The sequence below is a fragment of the Paenibacillus sp. B-A-8 genome, assembly GCF_048572915.1.
Classification (GTDB): domain Bacteria; phylum Bacillota; class Bacilli; order Paenibacillales; family Paenibacillaceae; genus Paenibacillus_AQ.
Map to the genome: position 1 here is coordinate 6,135,573 of NZ_CP183882.1, position 21,010 is coordinate 6,156,582.

The 21,010-nt window shown below is 41.4% G+C and carries 20 protein-coding genes and 1 pseudogene; 3 read left to right on the top strand and 18 right to left on the bottom strand.

Going from position 1 to position 21,010, the window contains the following annotated elements; genetic code table 11:
- The first annotated feature begins 19 nt into the window (after window positions 1-19).
- Window positions 20-1,231: pseudogene (locus ACN6MV_RS27675) on the top strand (oxalate decarboxylase family bicupin).
- Window positions 1,232-1,318: 87 nt separating this feature from the next.
- On the opposite strand, the gene arsC reads toward ACN6MV_RS27675, so the two are convergent.
- The 7 genes from arsC to ACN6MV_RS27710 form a co-directional block, all read right to left on the bottom strand.
- Entirely contained in the window at window positions 1,319-1,738 is a 420-nt protein-coding gene (gene arsC, locus ACN6MV_RS27680) for an arsenate reductase (thioredoxin) (RefSeq protein ID WP_419886824.1), read from the bottom strand.
- 21 nt (window positions 1,739-1,759) lie between these two features.
- Window positions 1,760-3,049 (bottom strand): arsenic transporter, encoded by a 1,290-nt coding sequence (locus ACN6MV_RS27685; RefSeq protein WP_341115228.1) that lies wholly within the window; start codon window positions 3,047-3,049, stop codon window positions 1,760-1,762.
- 112 nt (window positions 3,050-3,161) lie between these two features.
- Window positions 3,162-3,494 (bottom strand): metalloregulator ArsR/SmtB family transcription factor, encoded by a 333-nt coding sequence (locus ACN6MV_RS27690; RefSeq protein ID WP_341115231.1) that lies wholly within the window; start codon window positions 3,492-3,494, stop codon window positions 3,162-3,164.
- Window positions 3,495-3,753: 259 nt separating this feature from the next.
- Window positions 3,754-5,079, bottom strand: coding sequence for a HAMP domain-containing sensor histidine kinase (locus tag ACN6MV_RS27695; protein ID WP_341115233.1), 1,326 nt, complete (start codon window positions 5,077-5,079; stop codon window positions 3,754-3,756).
- Window positions 5,080-5,748: a response regulator transcription factor gene (locus ACN6MV_RS27700; protein WP_042131111.1), complete on the bottom strand. Its 669-nt coding sequence runs from the start codon at window positions 5,746-5,748 to the stop codon at window positions 5,080-5,082.
- 28 nt (window positions 5,749-5,776) lie between these two features.
- On the bottom strand, window positions 5,777-7,768 hold the full coding sequence (locus ACN6MV_RS27705) for an ATP-binding cassette domain-containing protein (protein ID WP_419885285.1): 1,992 nt from the start codon (window positions 7,766-7,768) through the stop codon (window positions 5,777-5,779).
- A gap of 294 nt (window positions 7,769-8,062) precedes the next feature.
- A complete protein-coding gene (locus tag ACN6MV_RS27710; RefSeq protein WP_419885286.1) occupies window positions 8,063-8,590 on the bottom strand; it encodes a DinB family protein in 528 nt (175 codons plus the stop codon).
- A 113-nt stretch (window positions 8,591-8,703) separates the two neighbouring features.
- On the opposite strand from ACN6MV_RS27710, the gene ACN6MV_RS27715 reads away from it, so the two are divergent.
- On the top strand, window positions 8,704-9,078 hold the full coding sequence (locus tag ACN6MV_RS27715; protein ID WP_042131112.1) for a hypothetical protein: 375 nt from the start codon (window positions 8,704-8,706) through the stop codon (window positions 9,076-9,078).
- On the opposite strand, the gene ACN6MV_RS27720 is transcribed toward ACN6MV_RS27715, so the two are convergent.
- From ACN6MV_RS27720 to ACN6MV_RS27730, 3 genes are all read right to left on the bottom strand, one after another.
- Window positions 9,075-9,731: a response regulator gene (locus tag ACN6MV_RS27720; protein ID WP_419885287.1), complete on the bottom strand. Its 657-nt coding sequence runs from the start codon at window positions 9,729-9,731 to the stop codon at window positions 9,075-9,077. The two genes, ACN6MV_RS27715 and ACN6MV_RS27720, sit on opposite strands and share 4 nt — an antisense overlap.
- Complete coding sequence (locus ACN6MV_RS27725) at window positions 9,709-12,096, bottom strand: ATP-binding protein (RefSeq protein WP_419885288.1); 2,388 nt, start codon at window positions 12,094-12,096, stop codon at window positions 9,709-9,711. Before ACN6MV_RS27725 ends, ACN6MV_RS27720 begins: the two co-directional genes overlap by 23 nt.
- 136 nt (window positions 12,097-12,232) lie before the next feature.
- Window positions 12,233-13,042 (bottom strand): type II CAAX prenyl endopeptidase Rce1 family protein, encoded by an 810-nt coding sequence (locus tag ACN6MV_RS27730; protein WP_419885289.1) that lies wholly within the window; start codon window positions 13,040-13,042, stop codon window positions 12,233-12,235.
- A gap of 240 nt (window positions 13,043-13,282) precedes the next feature.
- Between ACN6MV_RS27730 and ACN6MV_RS27735 the strand changes: the two genes are divergently transcribed.
- Window positions 13,283-13,462, top strand: coding sequence for a hypothetical protein (locus ACN6MV_RS27735; RefSeq protein WP_076120322.1), 180 nt, complete (start codon window positions 13,283-13,285; stop codon window positions 13,460-13,462).
- Between the two features lie 64 nt (window positions 13,463-13,526).
- Here ACN6MV_RS27735 and ACN6MV_RS27740 read toward each other — a convergent pair whose 3' ends face one another.
- The 8 genes from ACN6MV_RS27740 to ACN6MV_RS27775 all read right to left on the bottom strand — a co-directional run bounded on the left by ACN6MV_RS27740 (window position 13,527) and on the right by ACN6MV_RS27775 (window position 20,901).
- Window positions 13,527-14,111 (bottom strand): dihydrofolate reductase family protein, encoded by a 585-nt coding sequence (locus tag ACN6MV_RS27740; protein WP_197069716.1) that lies wholly within the window; start codon window positions 14,109-14,111, stop codon window positions 13,527-13,529.
- 59 nt (window positions 14,112-14,170) lie between these two features.
- Complete coding sequence (locus ACN6MV_RS27745; RefSeq protein WP_042131118.1) at window positions 14,171-15,169, bottom strand: globin-coupled sensor protein; 999 nt, start codon at window positions 15,167-15,169, stop codon at window positions 14,171-14,173.
- Window positions 15,170-15,405: 236 nt separating this feature from the next.
- On the bottom strand, window positions 15,406-16,029 hold the full coding sequence (locus ACN6MV_RS27750) for a nitrite reductase (RefSeq protein WP_419885290.1): 624 nt from the start codon (window positions 16,027-16,029) through the stop codon (window positions 15,406-15,408).
- 30 nt (window positions 16,030-16,059) lie between these two features.
- Window positions 16,060-18,492, bottom strand: a complete 2,433-nt coding sequence (locus ACN6MV_RS27755) for a heavy metal translocating P-type ATPase (protein WP_339288198.1) — start codon at window positions 18,490-18,492, stop codon at window positions 16,060-16,062.
- 207 nt (window positions 18,493-18,699) lie between these two features.
- On the bottom strand, window positions 18,700-19,029 hold the full coding sequence (locus ACN6MV_RS27760; protein ID WP_081954200.1) for a four-helix bundle copper-binding protein: 330 nt from the start codon (window positions 19,027-19,029) through the stop codon (window positions 18,700-18,702).
- A gap of 121 nt (window positions 19,030-19,150) precedes the next feature.
- Window positions 19,151-19,387 carry a glutaredoxin family protein gene (locus ACN6MV_RS27765; RefSeq protein WP_076120967.1) on the bottom strand — a complete coding sequence of 79 codons (237 nt, stop codon included), beginning with the start codon at window positions 19,385-19,387 and terminating at the stop codon, window positions 19,151-19,153.
- A 108-nt stretch (window positions 19,388-19,495) separates the two neighbouring features.
- Window positions 19,496-19,816, bottom strand: coding sequence for a metal-sensitive transcriptional regulator (locus tag ACN6MV_RS27770; protein WP_042131123.1), 321 nt, complete (start codon window positions 19,814-19,816; stop codon window positions 19,496-19,498).
- 74 nt (window positions 19,817-19,890) lie between these two features.
- Complete coding sequence (locus ACN6MV_RS27775; RefSeq protein WP_339288202.1) at window positions 19,891-20,901, bottom strand: cation diffusion facilitator family transporter; 1,011 nt, start codon at window positions 20,899-20,901, stop codon at window positions 19,891-19,893.
- Between the last annotated feature and the right edge of the window lie 109 nt (window positions 20,902-21,010).

Below are 21,010 nucleotides of genomic sequence, written 5' to 3' on the forward strand. Positions count from 1 at the left end.
CAAGAAAGGAGTGCGATGGATGACCGATGCTGGACAGGATTCACCAAGAAAGACAAATATCCCCCAGCCCATTCGAAGCGATGGCGCAGGGGGATTAGATAAAGGACCGCGTGATATTATGCGGGATTTGGAGAATCCGGATATGTTTGTCCCTCCCGTGACCGATGCCGGTCTTGTCCCCAATTTAAAATTCTCTTTCTCCGATGCGCATATGCAGCTTAACCATGGCGGCTGGTCGAGAGAGGTGACGGTCAGGGACCTCCCCATCGCCACTACACTAGCCGGCGTAAACATGAGCCTTACCCCCGGAGGAGTACGCGAACTCCATTGGCACCAACAAGCAGAATGGTCCTATATGCTGCTAGGTCGAGCTCGAATTACTGCCGTGGATCAGAATGGTCGAAACTTCATCGCCGATGTGGGACCAGGCGATCTTTGGTATTTCCCTCCGGGTATTCCCCACTCATTACAGGGTCTTGAAGAAGGCTGTGAGTTTCTGCTTGTATTCGACGATGGAAGTTTCTCTGATCTAAACACCTTGTCCATTTCCGATTGGTTTGCCCATACTCCGAAAGAAGTGCTTTCGGCTAACTTTGGGGTGCCTGCCGCTGCATTTGACTCTATTCCCACCGAACAGGTCTATATTTATCAGGATCAGGTTCCGGGTTCATTGCAAAGCCAAAAGGTAGAATCTCCATACGGAGAGATCCCACAAACCTTTAAACATTCCTTATTGGCTCAACCTCCGCTGAAGACTCCCGGCGGGAGCGTCAGAATTGTCGATTCCAGTAACTTTCCCATCTCCAAAACCGTAGCTGCCGCATTGGTAGAAATTGAACCCGGAGGGATGAGAGAGCTGCACTGGCATCCAAATAACGATGAATGACAATATTATCTTACCGGAAAAGGAAGAATGACTGTATTTGCCGGAAACGGTGTAGCACGAACGTTTAATTACAGAGCAGGCGATGTAGGGTATGTTCCTTTTGCTTTCGGACATTATATTCAAAATACAGGCGAAGATTCCTTATGGTTTCTTGAAATGTTTAAGAGTGACCGCTTTGCTGACGTTTCTCTAAACCAATGGATGGCACTCACTCCTCATGAATTGGTTCAAAGTAACCTAAACGTTGGACCAGAGGTTATAGACGCCTTAAGGAAGGTGAAATGGCCCGTAGTGAAATACCCTAAGCCAAGCAAAAACGCCTCCGGTGTCCCCAAAGGGCGGTAAGCGTTTTTGCGAGAAATATAAGGATAAGGTATCGGGTGAAACTTATACTTTCTTGTATTTTCTTAAAAAGGATGCTTCATCTAATAACTATTCGCCAGACTCCGCAAATTGTTTGATTCTTTCCTCTATCTGGTCACGCACACGCTGGAACACTGCCCACTTCTCTTCATCGGTGCCTTGCGCTTTTGCCGGATCATCGAAGCCCCAGTGTTCCCGCATCACCTTCGGAGGTGTCGTTGGACATTTATCCGCAGCATCCCCGCATAAGGTAATGACTAGATCAGCGTTATTCAGCAGATTAGAATCAATCATATCCGAGGTCTGTCCGGTGATATCAATTCCTACTTCGCTCATGGCTTGTACAGCTTTTGGGTTTAGACCATGGGCTTCAATTCCAGCGCTATACACGTCCCATTCCTTCCCTAAATATCGCTTAGCCCAGCCTTCGGCCATCTGACTCCGACAAGAGTTTCCTGTGCATAAAAAATAAATGGTTTTTTTGTTCATCATGATCTTCCCCTTTTCAAATTAGGTAACCAATAACCACAAATAAAGACCGAGAAGCGTAATAAACAACGTCGGGATGGTTAATATAATTCCTGTCTTAAAGTACGTTCCCCAGGATATCTTCACACCTTTAGCCGACAGTACATGCAGCCACAGCAGCGTGGCTAATGAACCAATTGGAGTGATTTTAGGCCCTAAATCTGAACCTATAACATTCGCATATATTAAAGCCTCTTTAATGATTCCGGTTGTATGCGTTGCATCAATTGCGAGTGCGTCAATCATTACAGTAGGCAAATTGTTCATCATCGATGAGATCAATGCGGCAATGAAGCCCATACCCATGGTTGCAGCGAACAGACCCTGATCAGCAATCACGCCAATCGCTTTAGCAAGTAAATCTGTTAGACCCGCATTCCGAAGTCCATATACCACGACATACATTCCGATAGAGAAGAACACAATTGCCCAAGGAGCTCCTGTAATCACTTCTTTCACCTTGACGTAAGGGCTTCTTCTCGCGAGGAGCAGGAACAGAATTGCAATAATTCCCGCAATCACTGATACTGGAATATTCAAAAATCCACTGACGAAATATCCTATTAGAAGAATAGCCAGTACCATCCAAGACAGTCGGAACAATTTCTTATCCTTGATAGCCTCTTGCGGTTCTTTTAGCTGAGAGTCATTAAATTGCTTCGGAATACTTTTGCGAAAAAAAATATAGAGCACCACGATACTCGCCATCAAAGAGAATAACGTAGGTACGATCATCCTCCCTGCATACTCCATAAAGGTAATCCCAAAAAAGTCGGCCGATACGATATTCACAAGATTGCTAACCACAAGCGGCAATGAGGTGGTATCCGCTATAAAACCACTGGCGATAATGAACGGAAATACTTTTTTCTCATCAAAACTCAGCGCCCTTACCATCGCAAGCACAATAGGCGTAAGAATAAGGGCCGCTCCATCGTTCGCAAAAAAAGCAGAAACCAATGCACCAAGAACGATAACATACACAAACATTCGTGTTCCGTTCCCCTGTGCCGCCCGCGCCATATGTAACGCAGCCCATTCGAAAAATCCGATACTGTCTAGAATTAATGAAATTAAGATAATTGCGACAAACGCCAAAGTAGCATTCCACACCATCTGTGTTACTTCGAGCGCATCATTAAAGCTGACGACACCTACTAATAAAGCGATGATAGCCCCGCCGCAGGCTGACCATCCAATCGATAAATTTCGAGGCTGCCAGATCACAAAGATTAAAGTTACTATAAATATAAGTATGGCTAGAATGGCCACTGTGCCATCCCCCCTGAACTGTACAACCACATCTTTCTCAACACCCCTATAATCTACGAATACATATCACCATATAACTATATAGTTATATGTAGTCTAAAAAAATCCACAACTAGTTTGAATCGCAGCACGTTGCCTTAAGTTCTTTATTCAGAGCAGTCAATATTGATTCAGAACTAGGCATCTCTTGAAGAACAGCTCTAAGATGCGGTTTATCCTCCACATTTAACGAATAATGTACCCACTGTCCTCGTTTGCTTTCCCTTACGATCCCTCTACTCTTCAGTTTTCGTAAATGCTGACTAATCGCCGGCTGGGATATATCAAAAATATCAACAAATTCACACACGCACCATTCCCGTTCCTTCAGAAGAGAAAGCATAGCGAGACGTGTCTTATCTCCTAGTAGCTTCAAGTCATCAGCAATATTCGTAAGTGAATCCATTTCTTCTTCCCCTCCCTCCAATGCTTATATAAGCGAATGCTTATATTATAATGATCTAGATAGGAAGAAGCAAGAATTTTATGTACTCGCTTCTCTTAATTGTTCTCAGAGTTTATATTTTGATTCAGTCCGTTAACTATTCATATGACTTGATATTACATGTAAATTTGTCAGATCATATTTATGAAAAAAAGACCGACAGCTCTCTTGCGAGAGCTATCAGCCTTATCTATTTCTATGGACTTATTTAGCATGTGATTTAGGTTCTTGGGATGGTTACAATAAACTGAGTACCTTCTCCTACTTTGCTCTCTACATCAATTTTACAATCATGTATTTTTAGAATTTTCATTACAATGGAAAGTCCTAGTCCATTCCCTTTAAGGGCACTGCTCCGCGCTTTTTCCACCATATAGAATCGATCAAAGATGAGCGGAAGTGCTTCCTCTGGAATCCCTCGTCCTGAATCTTTAATATATACCTTCACAAACGGCTCAGATACCTCGATTTCCACATGAATGGTACCCTCTGGTTCCGTATATTTAATAGCATTATTTATCAAATTCTGCCAGACCTGATCAAATAAATCTTTATCCACCGTAATCTCGCAAGGCAATAAATCCAATTCAATCGTAATATCCTTCTGCTCCCACTGTGGTTCCGCAAATACAATCGTTCTTCTTAATTGTTCGTCTAATTGGAAGGTGGTGGGATTCACCGGATGATGTTCCGTATCGAGTGACGCTAACCGGAGCAGATTATCACTAAGCCTAGAAAGGCGTAATGTTTCCTCATAAATAATATCCAGATGCTCCTTTTGCTCTTCCAGTGGAATGACACCGTCTTGCAGCGCTCTTGTAAAGCCTCTAATCGATGTAAGGGGTGACTGCATTTCATGGGAAACATTGCTGACAAAATCATCACGAACAGAGTCCATTTTCTGCAGCTCACTTGCCATACGATTAAAGCTTTCCATCAATTCACCTAACTCATCTTTATTACGATAAGTTAATCTGACAGATAAATTGCCTGACGCCATTTCCTTAGCTGCATCTGTCAGCTTGTTGATAGGCTTCACTATATACCTGGACATGAACAAGATAAGCAAGCTTCCAATGATTAGTACAGCTAAAAGTGTAGACAAGAGCGTAATTCTCAACCCTTTTACAATCGATGAAAAATCAAGCTTGATGATGAAAGCGCCTTTCGCATCATCTATCTTAGGAATCCCTACGATAGCAAGTCCACTCTTGCCCGATAGAAAAACGGCATCGCTTGTGTTTGGTTTGAACAGGGTTGCGATTTGTTCCTTGTTTAACGAAAATACAGCGTTGCTTGGCTCATTAACGATCGCTATATCTATACCAAATCGATTAAGCAGGTCTGCAAACGCATCTACTTTTTCCGGATCATCGATTAAAGTTATCACCTTAGCTATATCTTTAGCAATATTAATGAACATATGGTTTGGGGTATTATTTTTTTCTGAAAACTGCGTAAAAAGAACAAAGGAAATAATTAAACTTACTAAAACAATACCAATAAAAGTAGCAACGATTCGAAGACGAAGGCTTTTTCTCAGCATCTAGGCTAGCTCCAAACGATATCCAAGTCCTCTTACCGTAGAAATAATTAGCTGCGGAATGGGTTCAAGACGTTCTCTCAAGCGTTTGATATGCACATCAACCGTCCTCTCATCGCCCTCATAATCCATTCCCCAGACATTTTCTATTAGCTGAGTCCGTGTGAAAATTTGCTTTGGCGAACCCGCCAAAGCAAATAACAATTCACATTCCTTCTTTTTTAGTTCAACCGTTTGATCGGCATTAGTGACTGTTAAATTCCCTAGATCAATCGTTGCTCCCCCTAATTGAATAACATTCGAAGGGGTCACATGATATCTCTTCAATAATGATTTCACACGGAGAACCAATTCTATGGGATCAAACGGTTTTACTAAATAATCGTCTGACCCGGCATTAAATCCCCTGACTTTATCCTTAGACTCTCCTTTGGCTGTAACCATAAGGATTGGCATATCGATATAAGATCGAATATCTTCTGTCAGTTCAATACCATCGATATGCGGCATCATCACATCCACAATTGCTAAATCAATTTTCGTATGAGCCAGAATATCTAATGCCATTCGACCATCTTCCGCTTCCACTACGGAAAACTGATTTTTTTCAAGATATAATCGGATTAATTTTCGGATATGGGAATCATCATCAACCACTAGAATTGTGCTCATACATCAATGTTCCTTTCCAAAGTTGTATTTATTCGTATCTTAGAGATTCCATTGGATCGAGCTTGGCCGCCTTCGATGAAGGCATCAAACCAGCAATAATACTAATCCCTGTACTTACAACTAATCCGAATACGATATAAGATCCAGAGAGATTAATAAGCTTGACTCCGAAAGCATTTTCCAAGAAAATATTTAATCCATAGCTAATGACTGCTGCAAAGACTACCGCAATAATACCACTAAATATTCCCAATAATGCAGATTCGGAAAAGAATATTCGCTTGATATCTTTCTTTCTTGCCCCAATTGCACGAAGAATTCCAATTTCTTTAGTCCGTTCGACTACACTAATATAAAGCACAACCAAAATCATAATCCCTGATACGATGAGTGAAATCCCTGCAATACCAGACAAAACGATCGTAGCCATATCCACATAAGTCGTAATACGCTCCATGATTTTTGCTGTTTGGGAGCCCGAGAAGCCCGCATCAACAGCCGCTTTATTAATATCATTCACATATTTCATATCCGTTGCAAAAGCATTAACCTGAATCGGCCCAATGGCAATCCCTTTATCGGCATACATTTGCTCCAGTGTCTGTGTTGGAATATACCCTGTCGGTGACATTTGCGCTCTTGGATCAGTGGCTTCATAAACACCAGAGACAGTAATTTCTTTTTCCAACGTTATCGGTTTATGTTGAGCATCCATTTCAGTAATATACAGATGAATAGACTTCCCTACCATAGTATTTGGTTGGTCATTTCCGCTTAATTGACTCGCTATTTTCGTTGGTAATAACATTTCATTTTCTTTTGGTAAAGCCCCTGCTTTAATCGTCGCTTTATCAAACGTATCGTTTAAGGTGGTTAATTGTGTGAGACTACCCGTTTGATCACCAAAAACCGTAGTAGATTTGCCTGTAATGGTTGTAATGGTCTCCACATGATCTACATTTGGAAGGTTCCGAATCGTTTCAACATCGGCCTTTGTAAACGAAACGCCTGGTAACATCATCGCTTCTGGACCTTTCATGTCCTTGGCTTCTGGATTCGGCTTAGTGATATCCACCAGTAAAGGGTCCATACTTGAATTAATTTCGTTATTAATATAGCTCGTGATCCCATTCCCTAAGGAAAGCATCAAAAGTACACTTAAAATACCTATCGAACCGCCCAATGCTACCAATACATTACGTTTGGCGTTGAGCTTCATATTTTGAAGGGCCATTTTGAAAGAAGCCATTAAGCTGAGGTTTCGGGCTGAACCATCACCCCCATCGTAGGTAGCCATGGAACGTTCCTTCAAATGAATATCGTCTTTCACCAATCCCTCTTCAAGCTTAACGATACGGCTACCGTAATCAGCTACTTTTTGTGAGTGGGTCACAGTAATGACCAAAATCCCTCTTTTCGCAATGCTGTCCAACAAGACTAATATTTGATCACCTGTATCTTTATCCAACGCACCCGTAGGTTCATCGGCCAAAATAATGTCTGGATTATTCGACAATGCACGTGCAATGGATACCCGTTGCTTCTGTCCACCGGACAGTTGATTCGGACGTTTTTTCAGATGATCCTTTAATCCTACCTCAGTCAAAATCTCTATAGCACGCTTATTCCGTTCCTTCTCACTCGTATTCGTCATCTGCATCGCAACCGTAACATTCTCCAATACTGATAAATGGGGGATCAGATTGAAGTTTTGAAATACGAAGCCGATATTATTCTTCCGATAATCATCCATTTCCTTTTCGGTCATCTTGCTCAGGTTCTTTCCGTGAACAAGGACATCGCCCTCATAATCAGAGTCCATTCCACCGATGATATTCATCAGTGTGGACTTACCACAACCGGACTCACCGAGGATGGAGACAAATTCACCTGTCTCAAAGCTTAAGTTGACATCATGGAGTACTGGAACTTTTTCCTTACCATACAAAGTATACGATTTCTTAACATTCTTAACCTCTAATATGTTCATTTTGATTTCTTCCTCTCTTGGATCACGCACTTTTTCTCTTCCTTTGATGTTTCCAATCCTAACAAATTTATGTGAACTGAAAATGAACTGAAAACTTTCATGATTTCCACAAAAAAAGACAACCTTCATTAACTGAGGTTGTCTTGTCCGGATTATTAAGAACTTAATGAGTCAAATTATAAGCTAAACGGCCAATTTCTTTTCCTGCATAATAAACAATATCTATAATTAGTACCGTTACTATAACTTTCGAGAGCAGCGGATAATTTTTAAATAAGGGCATTATACTTTCCTCTATGAACTTCATTTATGTTCCTCTTTCATTTAAGCTAGCGCTCTTTTTCGTATTAATCTAATTTGACCTCTGTGATTGATTTCATCTTCGAATACATGAAACCACATGAAATAGCGATTCGCTGGTTTGTTATACCAGAACTCTTCTTCTACATCTAACCAGTCATCATTCACGGTTAAAAATAATTCGTAAGTTCTTTCTCTTACTTCATTTAAACGGTCTAAATAATAACTAAGCTCATTTCCTTTAATAACCGATCGACCTTCATCCCCTAAGTTCAGTGCCGGTCCCCAGATTGTTAACTCTTCTTCGGATAAATCTCTTCCCTCAAACGTTGACACTTGATACGCATATTCCACGGCAGCGTAGTGTAATAATAATGCGCCAATAGAGTTACTCTCCGAATCCAATAAATAGTCTAGCTGATCAACACTTAAGTCCTTAACAGCCGCTAATGTTGTGTGTCTTGCATAATTCATCATAGATAAAAGACGACTAATTTGCGGTGAGTAACCAGGAATATCTGAGATAAGATAAATTCTGTTCATATCGATCATATTGGAATCTCTCCTTCATATCTTTGGAATTATAAATCCACATCCCTGAATGGTTCAGAAGCATTCATTACAGGTAATGACAAACAAGAAATCAAAGTGAGGTGCTTAACACCATGAATAAGACTAACAAAACTATGTATTGGGTCGTATGGATAATTGCTCTTATAGGAATTAATTGTTATGCCTTTCCACTGGCGATTTGGTCCACCTTTGCTGGAACAGAAGAAGCTAAATGGCTATGGATACTTATAGCCGTTGGAATTTATCTTCTATTAAACTTAGGAATCATTCAGATGTATATTGCCATCAAGCAAGACAAATTTCGGTTTGTATGGATAGGCTTGATCGTTGCCGTTGTTCAGTTTATTGCAATGATGATTCTAGGTGGCGAATTTGAAGGAGATATGCCTCTTCTTTTGGGGACCCTTGCCGTCTTCATCATTCTGATAATTGCTCAGCGATATGATAACCACACAGCAAGATATTAATATTGCTCTGATCTAACAAGTCCCAGACGCTTTCCCTCCACGATTGCTTCGGATCTGGAATGTACACTCAGCTTCTCGAAGATTCTCGTCAAGTTATACTCCACAGTCCTTTGTGACATTAAGAGCTTGCTGGCTATGTCTTTATTGCTTTTTCCACTGGCTACTTCTTGGAGTATTTCTTGTTCCTTTTGATTAATAGATACCTCTTCAATGAGTTGAGTACCACGATTGTTAGTTATCTTAATATCATTTCTTCTTAGCTGCTTAAGTAAGGAAACTGGAATGACAGCCTCATTTCTTAATGCGCACCGAATGGTATTTAACAACTGCTCTCTGGAAGCTGTTTTAGAGATAAATCCCGTAACCCCCGACTCTATCAACAGGTTATAATGGGCACTGATTTCATATCCGGTGTAAATCACCACTTTAGATTCGGGATCACGCTGAACAGCCCTTTTAGTGAATTCAAGTCCGCTAATTGTAGGCATATTAAGATCGCATAAAATCACATCAAATTCTTGCTGCTCTAGCCTATCGAAAGCTTCCATCGCTGACAAAACAAAGGTTACCTCCATATCAGCATCCTGCTCAATCATATTCCTGGTTCCTTCTCCAACTGAAGGATGATCATCAACCAACAAGATACGTATCATCGCCATCGCCTCCTCTGTTCTTTTCTTCCGCGAAAGTCGTTGTCGGTAAATAAATAATGACCTCTAGCCCCTTACCCTTCTCAGAGTTAAACGTGCATTTTCCTTCTAAACTCGCTACACGCTCTTTGATACCAGACAAGCCCATATGCTGAAAGGATTCCTTAATATCCACGATATTCATGCCTACTCCATCATCCTTGTAACGGAAATAGAGATACTCTTTCTGATCAAGCTCAAGCTCAATCTGATTTGCCTTAGCGTGCTTCGCGGCATTCCGTAAAAGCTCCTGTACAATTCGATAAATGGTGATCACTAGTTCGTCATCCAGCTCGCCTATCGGACTTGAAGTAAAGGTAATAGTATAATTGGACTGTAACTGAGCATACTCAAACAAAATCTCCAGCGCCTTCACAATTCCAGCTTCTCTAAGAAGCGGAGGACGCAGTTCATTGCAAGTCTCCCGAATCTGATAGATGACATCCAAAAGCCCTTCTTTAATCTGAAGCAGCTCCGGTAAGATTTCCGTTGAAATGTCGTGATCGGAGATCAGTGTTTCCAGCCTACGAAGCCAAATAAGCTGATCCTGAAGTGCAGAATCATGTAAATCCGCCGCCAACTTTCTACGTTCATTCTCTGATAAGTTAAAAATCAGGCGCAAAACCCATGGGGTCCCATGGTGTTCTTTTTTCATTTCAGCTTCAAGGTCTTCAATTAGGCCTTCAATCAGATATAAATTTTCATAGACGATGCTTGCATAGTTTGCGATGGTACTTAACCAATTTATCTCTTCTCTGTTAAACTTGATATGATTCTTCTTATGATCGATCCATAAGAGATGAACACTCTTTTTATGACGGCCTATCACTAGTAGGATCCCTTGCTGGAGTTGAATCACCTCACCTACTTTAAGAACAGGAGATTGTGATACAAAATGCAAATGGATTTCTTGGCCTGAATCGTCCACAAGTGGATGAAGAGTACGCAAATTCTCAGCCTCATCTATCTCAAAAAAAGCTGACCGATTCACCGGCAGAATCTCATTGATCTCCTTGTTGAGTGCAGCTTCCAAATCAGATATCTTCATAACCTTTGAGATTTGCTGAGAGAATCGTTCCAAACTTCCTTGATAATGGTGAAGTTCACGGAACAGCTTAGGCCGGAAATAACAATCTATTTTCTCCTTGAAGAATAAGAAGGTCGTAATCGATAAATATACTACCAAAAACATCTGCACCCATTTGATCCAATCATATTCCGGTCTACTCTGAATGATCGCAAGCACTGACACAATCATTAGCGCCGGAATAAAAGCAATGAAAAGATCATATTTGAATCGACTAAAAGCGAAATCAATATCAAAAAGCTGTTTAGCAGTGAGCAGATAAAAATAGGTAACCGGCATTAAAAACAAGAAAATCGTAGTGATTTCGTAAGGAATCAAATCGACCCCAAAAACTATCGGCACCGCTGATAGAAGAACAAAAGGTGTAAACGAAAGGATCTGTCCGGTGAGCATTATTTTAAACATCGATTTAAGTGCTGTGCTCCGATAATTGATGTATAAATAGAGCAGCTTAACTATGCTGTATAGGATGCCAACTACAAAGAAACCGATAACAATCAGACGTATCAAGGAATATAAAGACCTATCCCAGGAGTAAATAACTAAACTTAAGGTTGCCAGTATCCCTAACAAAATGACGAACCCATAAAAAATCTTAATTAGAAAAGTCGAAAGAAATAGAACATTAAATCGTTTCAGATGCACTTGGAGAAAATGGATAAACACCAGCGGGATTAAAGGTAACAGGCAACTCATAGTAATTCTAGCGATGAGGTCTGATCTGCTTGAGGCATATCCCGCAAAGTACGTCACGCCCACCAATAAAAAGAACAAAATTAGTAGTTCTGCTGCGCGTTCTCCACTTTTTCTACGGTATAAAAGAAGACTCAACACGGCCAAAAAAACAAAGGTCGCTCCAGGAACTACAAGCTGTGCAAACGTATGATATACGGAGGATTTATTCTTGATATCATAATGTTCCGCCACCAGAGCACCCTCTCTAGAAATACGGAGGAGGTCAATGGAATGAACTTGCGTCAGATTTCCATATCTCACGGGTCCATCCACTTTCTCAATCGGTGTTCCATTAACCGCTACTATGATATCTCCTTCTCGCAGATTCTGTTTATAACCTTCACTGGAAGCATCGATCTCTGCGATAAAATATTGTCCTTGTTCATTCTGCGCCAAGCCGACTTCAAGTAAGAGGTTGGAGTGAATGATCCCCACAAAATGAATGATAAGAAACGCAAAAATACAAAGTGATCCTGATATGTAAACATAACGGAGCTTTACTCTCATTTGAATCCCCCGGAACAACAAAATTATACATATTTGTAATCTAATCCGTGTATTCTCTACCATTTTAAATGAATTCAACAGGGAATAATATACTTTTATGCATGATATTCCTTCGTTTATAAACGAATGCGCAAAGCTATTGCCCTAAACTGATCGACTGCCGTTTTATCTTGAGGTTTCGATTCAGCATCCAGATGGCCACAGCGCCATATAAAATCACTGGGACCCAACCACTCTCTCCAGCTACATACTCCAGCATCGGTGATGAACTGGAAGTAATATTGCGCAACACACTATCCACCGCATTATTAGCTCCATGCAAAAGCACTGCCGGCCATATGCTGCCAGAAGTCAGACGCAGTTCATTAATAATGATTCCCGCAAATACAACGGATAAGGTGAACAGGGTCAACACAAGCCAGCGGTTTCCTGAAGAATGATAGGCCCGCGGGCCAAGAATCGCCGGATAATGCCATATCGCCCAGATCAAGCCCATTGTGATACTGGAACTAACTCTTCCCATCCATTGAAAACGCGGGAGCAGCCAGCCTCTCCAGCCTATTTCTTCACCCAATGCGGATAGCGAACCCAGAACAATATAAACGATCAAATATATAGCAGTCTTGATCCATGAATCTGGAGGCACCAAGCTTGATGCCCATCCTGTCCAATAGACAGCATATCCCGCTCCCAGTGAAATTACAGGAATGACTAAAGCCAATGCGTATTCTTTCCCTCCTCTAAATTTGAAGCCTAATCTCCTCCATCCCTCAGCACGATAACCGTCTCGCACAATCAAGAACATCATGAGACATACTGCCAGTAACGGAGTGAATCCGTACAAACCTTGGGCTGATTCTGGGAGTAGCAGCATTCCAAGCGCCATTGCCCACACGATAAAAATAAATAGAAGAGATTGTTTCTTGTCCGAGAGCAATATTCTCACCTCACTTTTTTTAGCTTCCTATTTTTCCTATATAATCCAATTTTACAACGGCAGTCAGGACCTATCACCGAAAACAACTGCCGTTAAAACCACAAATATATTGCGGTGGTACGTGTGTGTACCGCAATATAAAGACTTTTGCACTTCACATAAATGTCGATTAGCGTTCCTGGATCCGTAGCAACCAAGGGCTGGCATAAAATTCAAACTACCTTCTCATACTATGGGGAGAATAAGGAGGTGAATGTCATACCTAAAAATAATGCCAGTCCCAAAGGTGAACCGGGAAAACATCAACCGAGTAAGAAAAACAACGCACAGAATAACAATAATTTTAATGAAGCGGCTCAGATGGTAAACATCGATAAAGCTGCCGATTACGTCCCCAGCTTAAACGGTGTCTCCAAAACAGACGTCTAAAGTGCATTGCTAAACCAAAAAAACACTCCTCAGAATATTCTGAAGGAGTGTTTCAATTCAAAGATTATATGCGATACGTTAAGCCTACCACACCGTTGCTGTAAGCTTTTGAGTCCACAAGCTGAAGAGGAACCAGATTCGTGATTTCGTCAAAAAGCCGCATTCCAGAGCCAACGACTACGGGACAAATATTAAGCCTAAGCTCATCTAGCAGTCCATTCATCAATAGGGATCGAACTAATCTCGGACTGCCAGGAATCTGAATGTTCTTTCCAGGCTGTTGCTTTAGCTTCGTAATTTCCTCGAAGAGCTTCCCCTTAATCAACGTCGCAGGTTGCCATTTGAGCTTATCCTCCGTAATTGTACTTGAGACCAGATATTTAGCAGAACGGTTCAGAAATCTTGCCATAGGCAGATCGTCACTCTGATGCTGCCAGAACTGGGCTAGCATTCTGTAAGTACGTGGTCCAAGCAGTACAGTGTCCGCCTGAGCGACACCTGCAGCAATCGTCTCGTTCATTTCAGTACTCCCCCACTTCTTAGGTGAGGCTTCAAGCGAGTCTACCACTCCATCCAGCGACATGAATAATCCTGCCACGATCTTTCTAGTTGAAGCTTCTGCATCTTGTACATAATGTTCTACGGACACACTCATCGCTCCCTGTATCAGGAATTGAGACTTAATAAATCAATCAGCAACTTGCTTGTTCACTTCAATTTTTCTAACTCAACGGTCACTTTTTCAATCAGACTCACGAAAGATACCAGTTCTTGAGAGCCCTTCACCTGATCTCTGGAATACATAGAATTGTGTTCCGACTCTTTTTTCACCTTGGACAGTGTGGAGTTGATATTATTCAGCTTCTCATCAATCGTACCTACTGAATCTTTAGAGCGACGCGCTAACTTTCTTACTTCATTCGCAACAACTTCAAAGCCTCTTCCATGCTCCCCTGCTCTTGCCGCTTCAATCGCCGCGTTTAAGCCCAAAAGATGCGTATGATCAGCCACTTCTCTAATCATTGTACCCACTTGATGAATAGACTCTACCTCTTTGTCGAGATATAACACAGTTTGATGTGTTTTCTCTTGATAATCAGCATTCTTACTAGCTAATTCCTCTATAGATTCACTGCTGTCTTTTAGTTGAACCATTAAGGATACTAATTCTTGAACCGCAGAACTAACCCCTGTAAGCAAGTGGTTTTGCTTTTCCAATAAATTTTCTATTTTCGCTTTTTCATCGACTTCGTAGGCTTCAAGAACCAACTGAGAATCCAGATTAAACATCTTAGTTAATGCATGAATGACGGGTTTCCACTCGGTCGGTAATATCCGTTCAAAATAAGCTGTAGCGAGATCCAAATATAATATGTAAGTGCCCAAATACCAATTCGTTGTCAGACCAATACGCGAGTGAATTTTACCAATAAGCAGGCGTCTTTCAATAAATGCTTCATCAATCACACCCGATGCCATGGATAAAAAATACCACTGTTGCGTTTCCTTCAATCGATCAAGTGTACTGTGCTGTTCAATGATGTGGAGTAGCTCAGGCTCCTCAATCATCTGTTTATACAATTCATCTACAAGCGAGCTAACGATTTGCTTGAATTCTTTTTCCTTACTTTTCAATACATTTAAATCAGCCTCAGTAATCCCAATATAGCTAACTTGCTGTTGTCGCTCTGAACTAAGATTGATCATAATTTGGTCAACTTCCCTCTCATACTGTTTATATAATGATCATCGCATCTTCCATGCCATCCCCTATGGCATCTATTTATCTTGATAATAAAGGTATTATTTTAATAAATTTTAACACTATATTTACTTAAATAGTTTATTAATTTTACAAACTTTGCATTTCGCAGCATTATTCTTAGATCACACTAAAAAGAGGAGCTCCTATAAAGGAAGCCCCTCTTAAAATTATAATTTTACTATACTGCAACAACTTGTTGCATCGATTCTAATGTCATCCTGTCAATAAACTTTCTGAATTTCTCTTTCCCTTTGGCGTTGGCCTTATAGTAGTTAATCAATGACAAAATCAGTGGAATGAGTTGATCCTCAGTCAGCCCTGATCTAAAGGATTGTGCGATTGAAGTCTTAAGCCCCTTAGGTTCTCCTCCAACAAAAACCTCATAAGTATTACGCATTTTCACAACGCTAATATCTTTCAACAAGGGTTCACTTGTTCCGAGTGCACAGCCCGCATAACCAATCTTCAGTGGCCAAGGTGTTTCAATCCCTGCTATAGACTGATTTAATTTCTGTGCAACTGCCAGCCCCGCATCCTCAGCCCCTCTGCAAAAATTACAGGCAATCAGGCTTTTCGTGACAAATCCCGCTGGATATAATTCCAATCCTGTATGCTCAAGTTGTTCCACTATCTCTTCTCGTTGCTCCAGAGGCACCTCCAAATAAAGCTGTTTAAAAGGTGTCATTTCAATTTTCGCATTCTTCCCTACAATAGCCCCAATTGTAGCCAGCTGCTCTGGTGTAAACAGGCTTCCCCCCACTTGAATTGGCGGCGCAACTGCTATTTTCGTTATCTCTCCCATACTTATCCCCGTCTCCATTCCTCTAGCCATTTAGTTACGGATCTTCACACGTTGCAGACGAAGTGCATTAAGAACAACGGAAACCGAGCTGAGAGCCATTGCCGCCCCCGCTACCCATGGAGCTAAGAAACCCAGTGCTGCAATCGGAATGCCAAGTGAGTTGTAACCAAGTGCCCAGAATAGATTTTGTTTAATATTAGTCATCGTTTTACGGCTCATGTAGATAGCATCTGGAATACTGGATAAATCGCCACGCATTAAAGTAACATCCGCAGCTTCCATAGCCACATCCGTACCGGTACCGATTGCCATCCCAATATCTGCAGTAGCAAGAGCAGGAGCATCGTTAATGCCGTCCCCAACCATGGCTACTATTTTTCCTTCCGCTTGTAATTTTTTCACTTCCTCCGCTTTTCCTTCTGGAAGCACTTCAGCGCGTACATGATCAATGCCAACTTGGGCTGCGATCGCCTTTGCTGTACGTTCGTTATCACCGGTGATCATGATGACCTGGATTCCCATTCCTTTCAAGCGACTGACAGCAGTCTGAGAGGTTTCTTTAATCGTATCCGCTACAGCTACCATACCCACGTACCCTTTATTTATAGCAACAAGCATTGCTGTTTTACCGGATTCTTCTAAGGTAGACATGATGTTATAGGCATGACTTGCCTCTACTCCGTATTTGTCCATGAGACGCCGAGTACCAATTAACAGCTCTTTACCTTCCACGACAGCCTTGATCCCGAACCCTGGAATGGCTTCAAAAGATTCTGTCCCTGGCAATTCAATATTTTTTTCCAAGATGCCTGCGACAATAGCTTCTGCAAGTGGATGTTCTGAATTCTTCTCCGCTGCACCCACCAGTCTAAGAAATTCTGTCTCATCACCTTCAACCAAAATATCGGTAAGCTCAGGTTTGCCCTTTGTTACTGTACCTGTTTTATCTAAGATGATTGTGTCAATTTTATGCGTTTGCTCTAAATGTTCTCCGCCTTTAAACAGGATGCCCCATTCAGCTGCACGTCCGGAACCAGCCATAATGGAGGTTGGCGTAGCCAGACCCAAAGCACAAGGACATGCAATAACCAGAATGGCGATTGCTTTTTCCAAGGCTCCTGCAAAATCACCCGGTGTTACGAAGAAGTACCACACTAAGAATGCAATAACTGCAATCCCGACAACGATAGGAACAAAAATACCGGAAATGACGTCAGCGACCCGTTGAATAGGGGCTTTCGAACCCTGCGCTTCTTCAACCACTTTAATAATCTGTGCAAGAGCAGTTTCTTTACCTACTTTGGTTGCTCTGATTCGAAGCATTCCGTTCTTATTAATTGTCGCTCCAATGACGGAATCTCCGGCTTTCTTTTCAACAGGGAGGCTTTCGCCTGTCAACATGGACTCATCTACCGACGAGATTCCTTCCAGAACTTCACCATCCACAGGGACTTTATTCCCTGGACGAACAAGGACTATATCACCTGCAATAACTTCCTCTACAGGAATACTTAATTCTTCACCATCGCGGACAACCAAAGCCGTCTTAGCTTGCAGTCCCATCAAGGATTTAATCGCTTCCGATGTCCGTCCTTTTGCCAAGGATTCGAACAATTTCCCCATTAGAACGAGAGTAATCAATACTGCACTCGTTTCATAATACATTTCTGGTCCATGATGCGCGCTCCCACCATCAACAGCCCAAACTATGGTTAGGTACAAGCTGTAAAAAAAGGCTGCTGAGGTCCCCAGTGAAACCAGTACATCCATATTCGCACTGCCGTTACGTAGAGCTTTGTAGGCACCGATGTAAAACTGTTTACCAATATAAAATTGAACCGGTGTTGCCAAAACCAATTGGAACCATGGATTCATAAAAAGATCGGGCAGCCATATCCACGAAGTGAACGAAAAGTGGCTCACCATCGCCCACAGTAGTGGAAACGATAGAATTGCGGAGATCAGAAGCTTACTTTTTTGCTTGGATAAATCTTGTTGTCGCTGCTCTGAGGGGTCACCTTGCTCCTGTTTGGGAACAGCTTTGTATCCAAGCTTCTCTACCCGCTTCTGCATATCAGATACAGAAACTTCAACGGGGTTATATTCGACATGGGCTGTTTCCATCGCAAAGTTCACATTAGCCGTGCTTACGCCTGGTAGCTTATTCAGAGTCTTTTCAATTTTCAGCGCACAAGCGGCACATGTCATACCTACAAGCTGTAAATCCACAGCTTCTTTAGCCGTGCTATACCCAAGCTTCTGAATACTTGCTTCCATCTTAATTACGTCCACTATGTTCGGATCATAAGTCACTGTAGCCCTCTCCATTGCGAAGTTTACGTTGGCTTCACTTACACCTTCAAGTTTATTCAAGCCTTTTTCTATACGGTTTGCACATGCTGCACAAGTCATCCCTGTGATCTGAAGTGACGTTTGTGATTGCCCCGCCCCAGTAGTAGCCATTATATAAACACCTCTTCCACTTTTGTGATGATTTTCATGGTTTGTATCATCTTCTTCTTGATGTTAGTATACCCCCCTACCCTATATTATGTCAAGCAACAAGCTCTACTGCAAATACCTAAAAAGGAGCATTCTCAGTAACAGAAATCCTGTTTCTGAGAACACTCCCTTTTTTCATTCGTCTGATTTGAAGCACTCTCTACTAGGTTAAGCGGCCATTTCACGACAAACTCTTGCACAGGCAAAACATGCTTCTGCACATTGCTGGCAATGCTCGTGGTCATGTCTTTTACATTCGTTTCCACAGGCTTCACAAGCCTCTGCACAAGCTAAACATAGGGCTTTAACATATTTACTATTCATCGACATGGCATGCGCCGTGAATCCGCATATCTCTGCACATTCACGATCAAGACGAATGCACTCCTTCATCATGGCAACATGGTCTTCCTCCAAGCAAGATGAGTAACAGTGATTACAAGCAACCATACATTTTAAACACTCTTCAATACACGCTTTATAATCTTGATGTGACATCGTATAAGCTCCTCTCAAGATGTAATTTAGGATAGTCCCCTACTCTATATATACCCAATCTTGAGCTAACTTATCATGCTCTGAGAAATTGCCGGATGATGATTATATAAAGTCCTGAGCCTTAGACAAGAAGCTGCTTCTCAATTTCTTGACGATTGAACACAAATCCGAAGAATACCTGATTGTTAATGAAAATGGTAGGAACCAGCCTTTTTCCTGTTCGATTAAATAGTGTATCTGCGTGCTCAGGATGATCTGCAATATTAAATTCAGTAAATGGAATACGATGCTCACTTAAGAACTTTTTAAAACTTCTGCAATCCTCACAGGTCGGTGTTGTAAATACCTCTACATTCATATGGATCTCCTTCCTTCAGTATATTTTCTAATATTGTTAGTATACCCCCCTATACTATATTTGAATCTAACAAAAAAGGATTCACCAACGAATCCTTTCTATTATCCATTATTTAATTAATTTATTGATGGTAATTAATAACTCGTCTAACACTTCATTTTCACCATCTTGGATTCGTTCCACGACACAGCTCTTCATATGATGTTCTAACAAAAGCTTTCCTACGCCGTTCAAAGCAGATTGGACCGAAGAGATTTGATGCAGCACATCATCACAATAGGTGTCCTTTTCAATCAATCCTTTTAGCCCTCTTACTTGTCCTTCAATTCTATTGAGACGGCTAACCAGGTTCTTTTTAGTCTTCTCAGAGTGATGACTTTTTCGTTCACCCGTGCTACATGATTCGTGCTCATGCGTATGATCTTCCATGCACCAATCACTCCTTTCCATATAGTTTTATTATACTATAGCCCTCCTATTCTATTCAAAATATAAAATACCGTTTAGACTTTCATCACTTCATGGAATATCACCGATGTCTCAATTTGAATAGTAGTATGCTGGATTTTGAAGCGTTCCGCTATTAACTGAATAGCTTGCTGTAAAATACGTTGATCATCCTCCTGATCATTAATTAAGAGATGACAGCTTAGTGAATCAAGGCCGGAGGTAATCGTCCAAATATGAAGATCATGAACATTTATAACGCCTTCGATATTTTCTAGAACTGCCTTCACCTCAGATGGATTCACTGTAATCGGAGTACCTTCCATAAGAACATGAACGGTATGTTTGATGATTCCCCAAGCGCCTCTAAGAATTAACAGAGCAACTAGTACGCTTATAATCGGGTCGGCAATATACCAACCGAAAATCATCATGACTAAACCTGCGATAATAGCCCCTACGGAGCCTAATGCATCGCCAAGCACATGAAGATAAGCACTGCGAAGGTTAATGTTATTCTTTACATCCCCTTTTCTCATAAGAGACCAAGCACTAGCAACATTGGCTAAAAGACCTATACATGCGATCAGCATCATAGAACCACTTGCAACCGTAGGCGGCTCGAAGAATCGGCCATAAGCTTCCACGATGATAAAACCAGCAACTACAAATAAGGTGACCCCATTCAATAGTGCCGCTAGAATTTCAAACCGATGAAATCCATATGTTTTATTAGGAGAGGCAGGTTTAGTTGCAAACCAGACCGCTACTAAGCTTAATGCTAAGGAGCTTGCATCGTTTAGCATATGCCCACTGTCCGATAGCAGCGCTAAGCTGTTAGTGACCAGTCCGCCAAAAAACTCCAAAAACATAATTCCTACTGTAATTATTAATGCAATCATTAGTCCTTTTTTGTTTCCGCTAGGATCAAAATGATGATGACCGTGAGGTCCATGGGAATGATCGTGTCCTGCATGGGAATGATTGTGATCGCTGTGATCGTGATCGGAGTGTTGCCCGTCTACATGCTCAATCTGATGATTGTGATTATTCTTCTTGTTCTTCATGATTTACCTCCTATTTACCTTCAGCAAAATATTATTTGTATGCGCGCGCAGTGGTATTCAAAAGCTCCAGATCATAATAACATATGAACAAGTGCTCATATGTTATTAT

Bases quoted from the DNA above. Each gene is read 5' to 3' on its own strand.
- arsC (WP_419886824.1), bottom strand. From the start codon at position 1,738: ATGAACAAAAAAACCATTTATTTTTTATGCACAGGAAACTCTTGTCGG.
- ACN6MV_RS27690 (WP_341115231.1), bottom strand. From the start codon at position 3,494: ATGGATTCACTTACGAATATTGCTGATGACTTGAAGCTACTAGGAGAT.
- ACN6MV_RS27695 (WP_341115233.1), bottom strand. From the start codon at position 5,079: ATGCTGAGAAAAAGCCTTCGTCTTCGAATCGTTGCTACTTTTATTGGT.
- ACN6MV_RS27700 (WP_042131111.1), bottom strand. From the start codon at position 5,748: ATGAGCACAATTCTAGTGGTTGATGATGATTCCCATATCCGAAAATTA.
- ACN6MV_RS27710 (WP_419885286.1), bottom strand. From the start codon at position 8,590: ATGATCGATATGAACAGAATTTATCTTATCTCAGATATTCCTGGTTAC.
- ACN6MV_RS27715 (WP_042131112.1), top strand. From the start codon at position 8,704: ATGAATAAGACTAACAAAACTATGTATTGGGTCGTATGGATAATTGCT.
- ACN6MV_RS27720 (WP_419885287.1), bottom strand. From the start codon at position 9,731: ATGATACGTATCTTGTTGGTTGATGATCATCCTTCAGTTGGAGAAGGA.
- ACN6MV_RS27725 (WP_419885288.1), bottom strand. From the start codon at position 12,096: ATGAGAGTAAAGCTCCGTTATGTTTACATATCAGGATCACTTTGTATT.
- ACN6MV_RS27745 (WP_042131118.1), bottom strand. From the start codon at position 15,169: ATGATCAATCTTAGTTCAGAGCGACAACAGCAAGTTAGCTATATTGGG.
- ACN6MV_RS27750 (WP_419885290.1), bottom strand. From the start codon at position 16,029: ATGGGAGAGATAACGAAAATAGCAGTTGCGCCGCCAATTCAAGTGGGG.
- ACN6MV_RS27755 (WP_339288198.1), bottom strand. From the start codon at position 18,492: ATGGCTACTACTGGGGCGGGGCAATCACAAACGTCACTTCAGATCACA.
- ACN6MV_RS27760 (WP_081954200.1), bottom strand. From the start codon at position 19,029: ATGTCACATCAAGATTATAAAGCGTGTATTGAAGAGTGTTTAAAATGT.
- ACN6MV_RS27765 (WP_076120967.1), bottom strand. From the start codon at position 19,387: ATGAATGTAGAGGTATTTACAACACCGACCTGTGAGGATTGCAGAAGT.
- ACN6MV_RS27770 (WP_042131123.1), bottom strand. From the start codon at position 19,816: ATGGAAGATCATACGCATGAGCACGAATCATGTAGCACGGGTGAACGA.
- ACN6MV_RS27775 (WP_339288202.1), bottom strand. From the start codon at position 20,901: ATGAAGAACAAGAAGAATAATCACAATCATCAGATTGAGCATGTAGAC.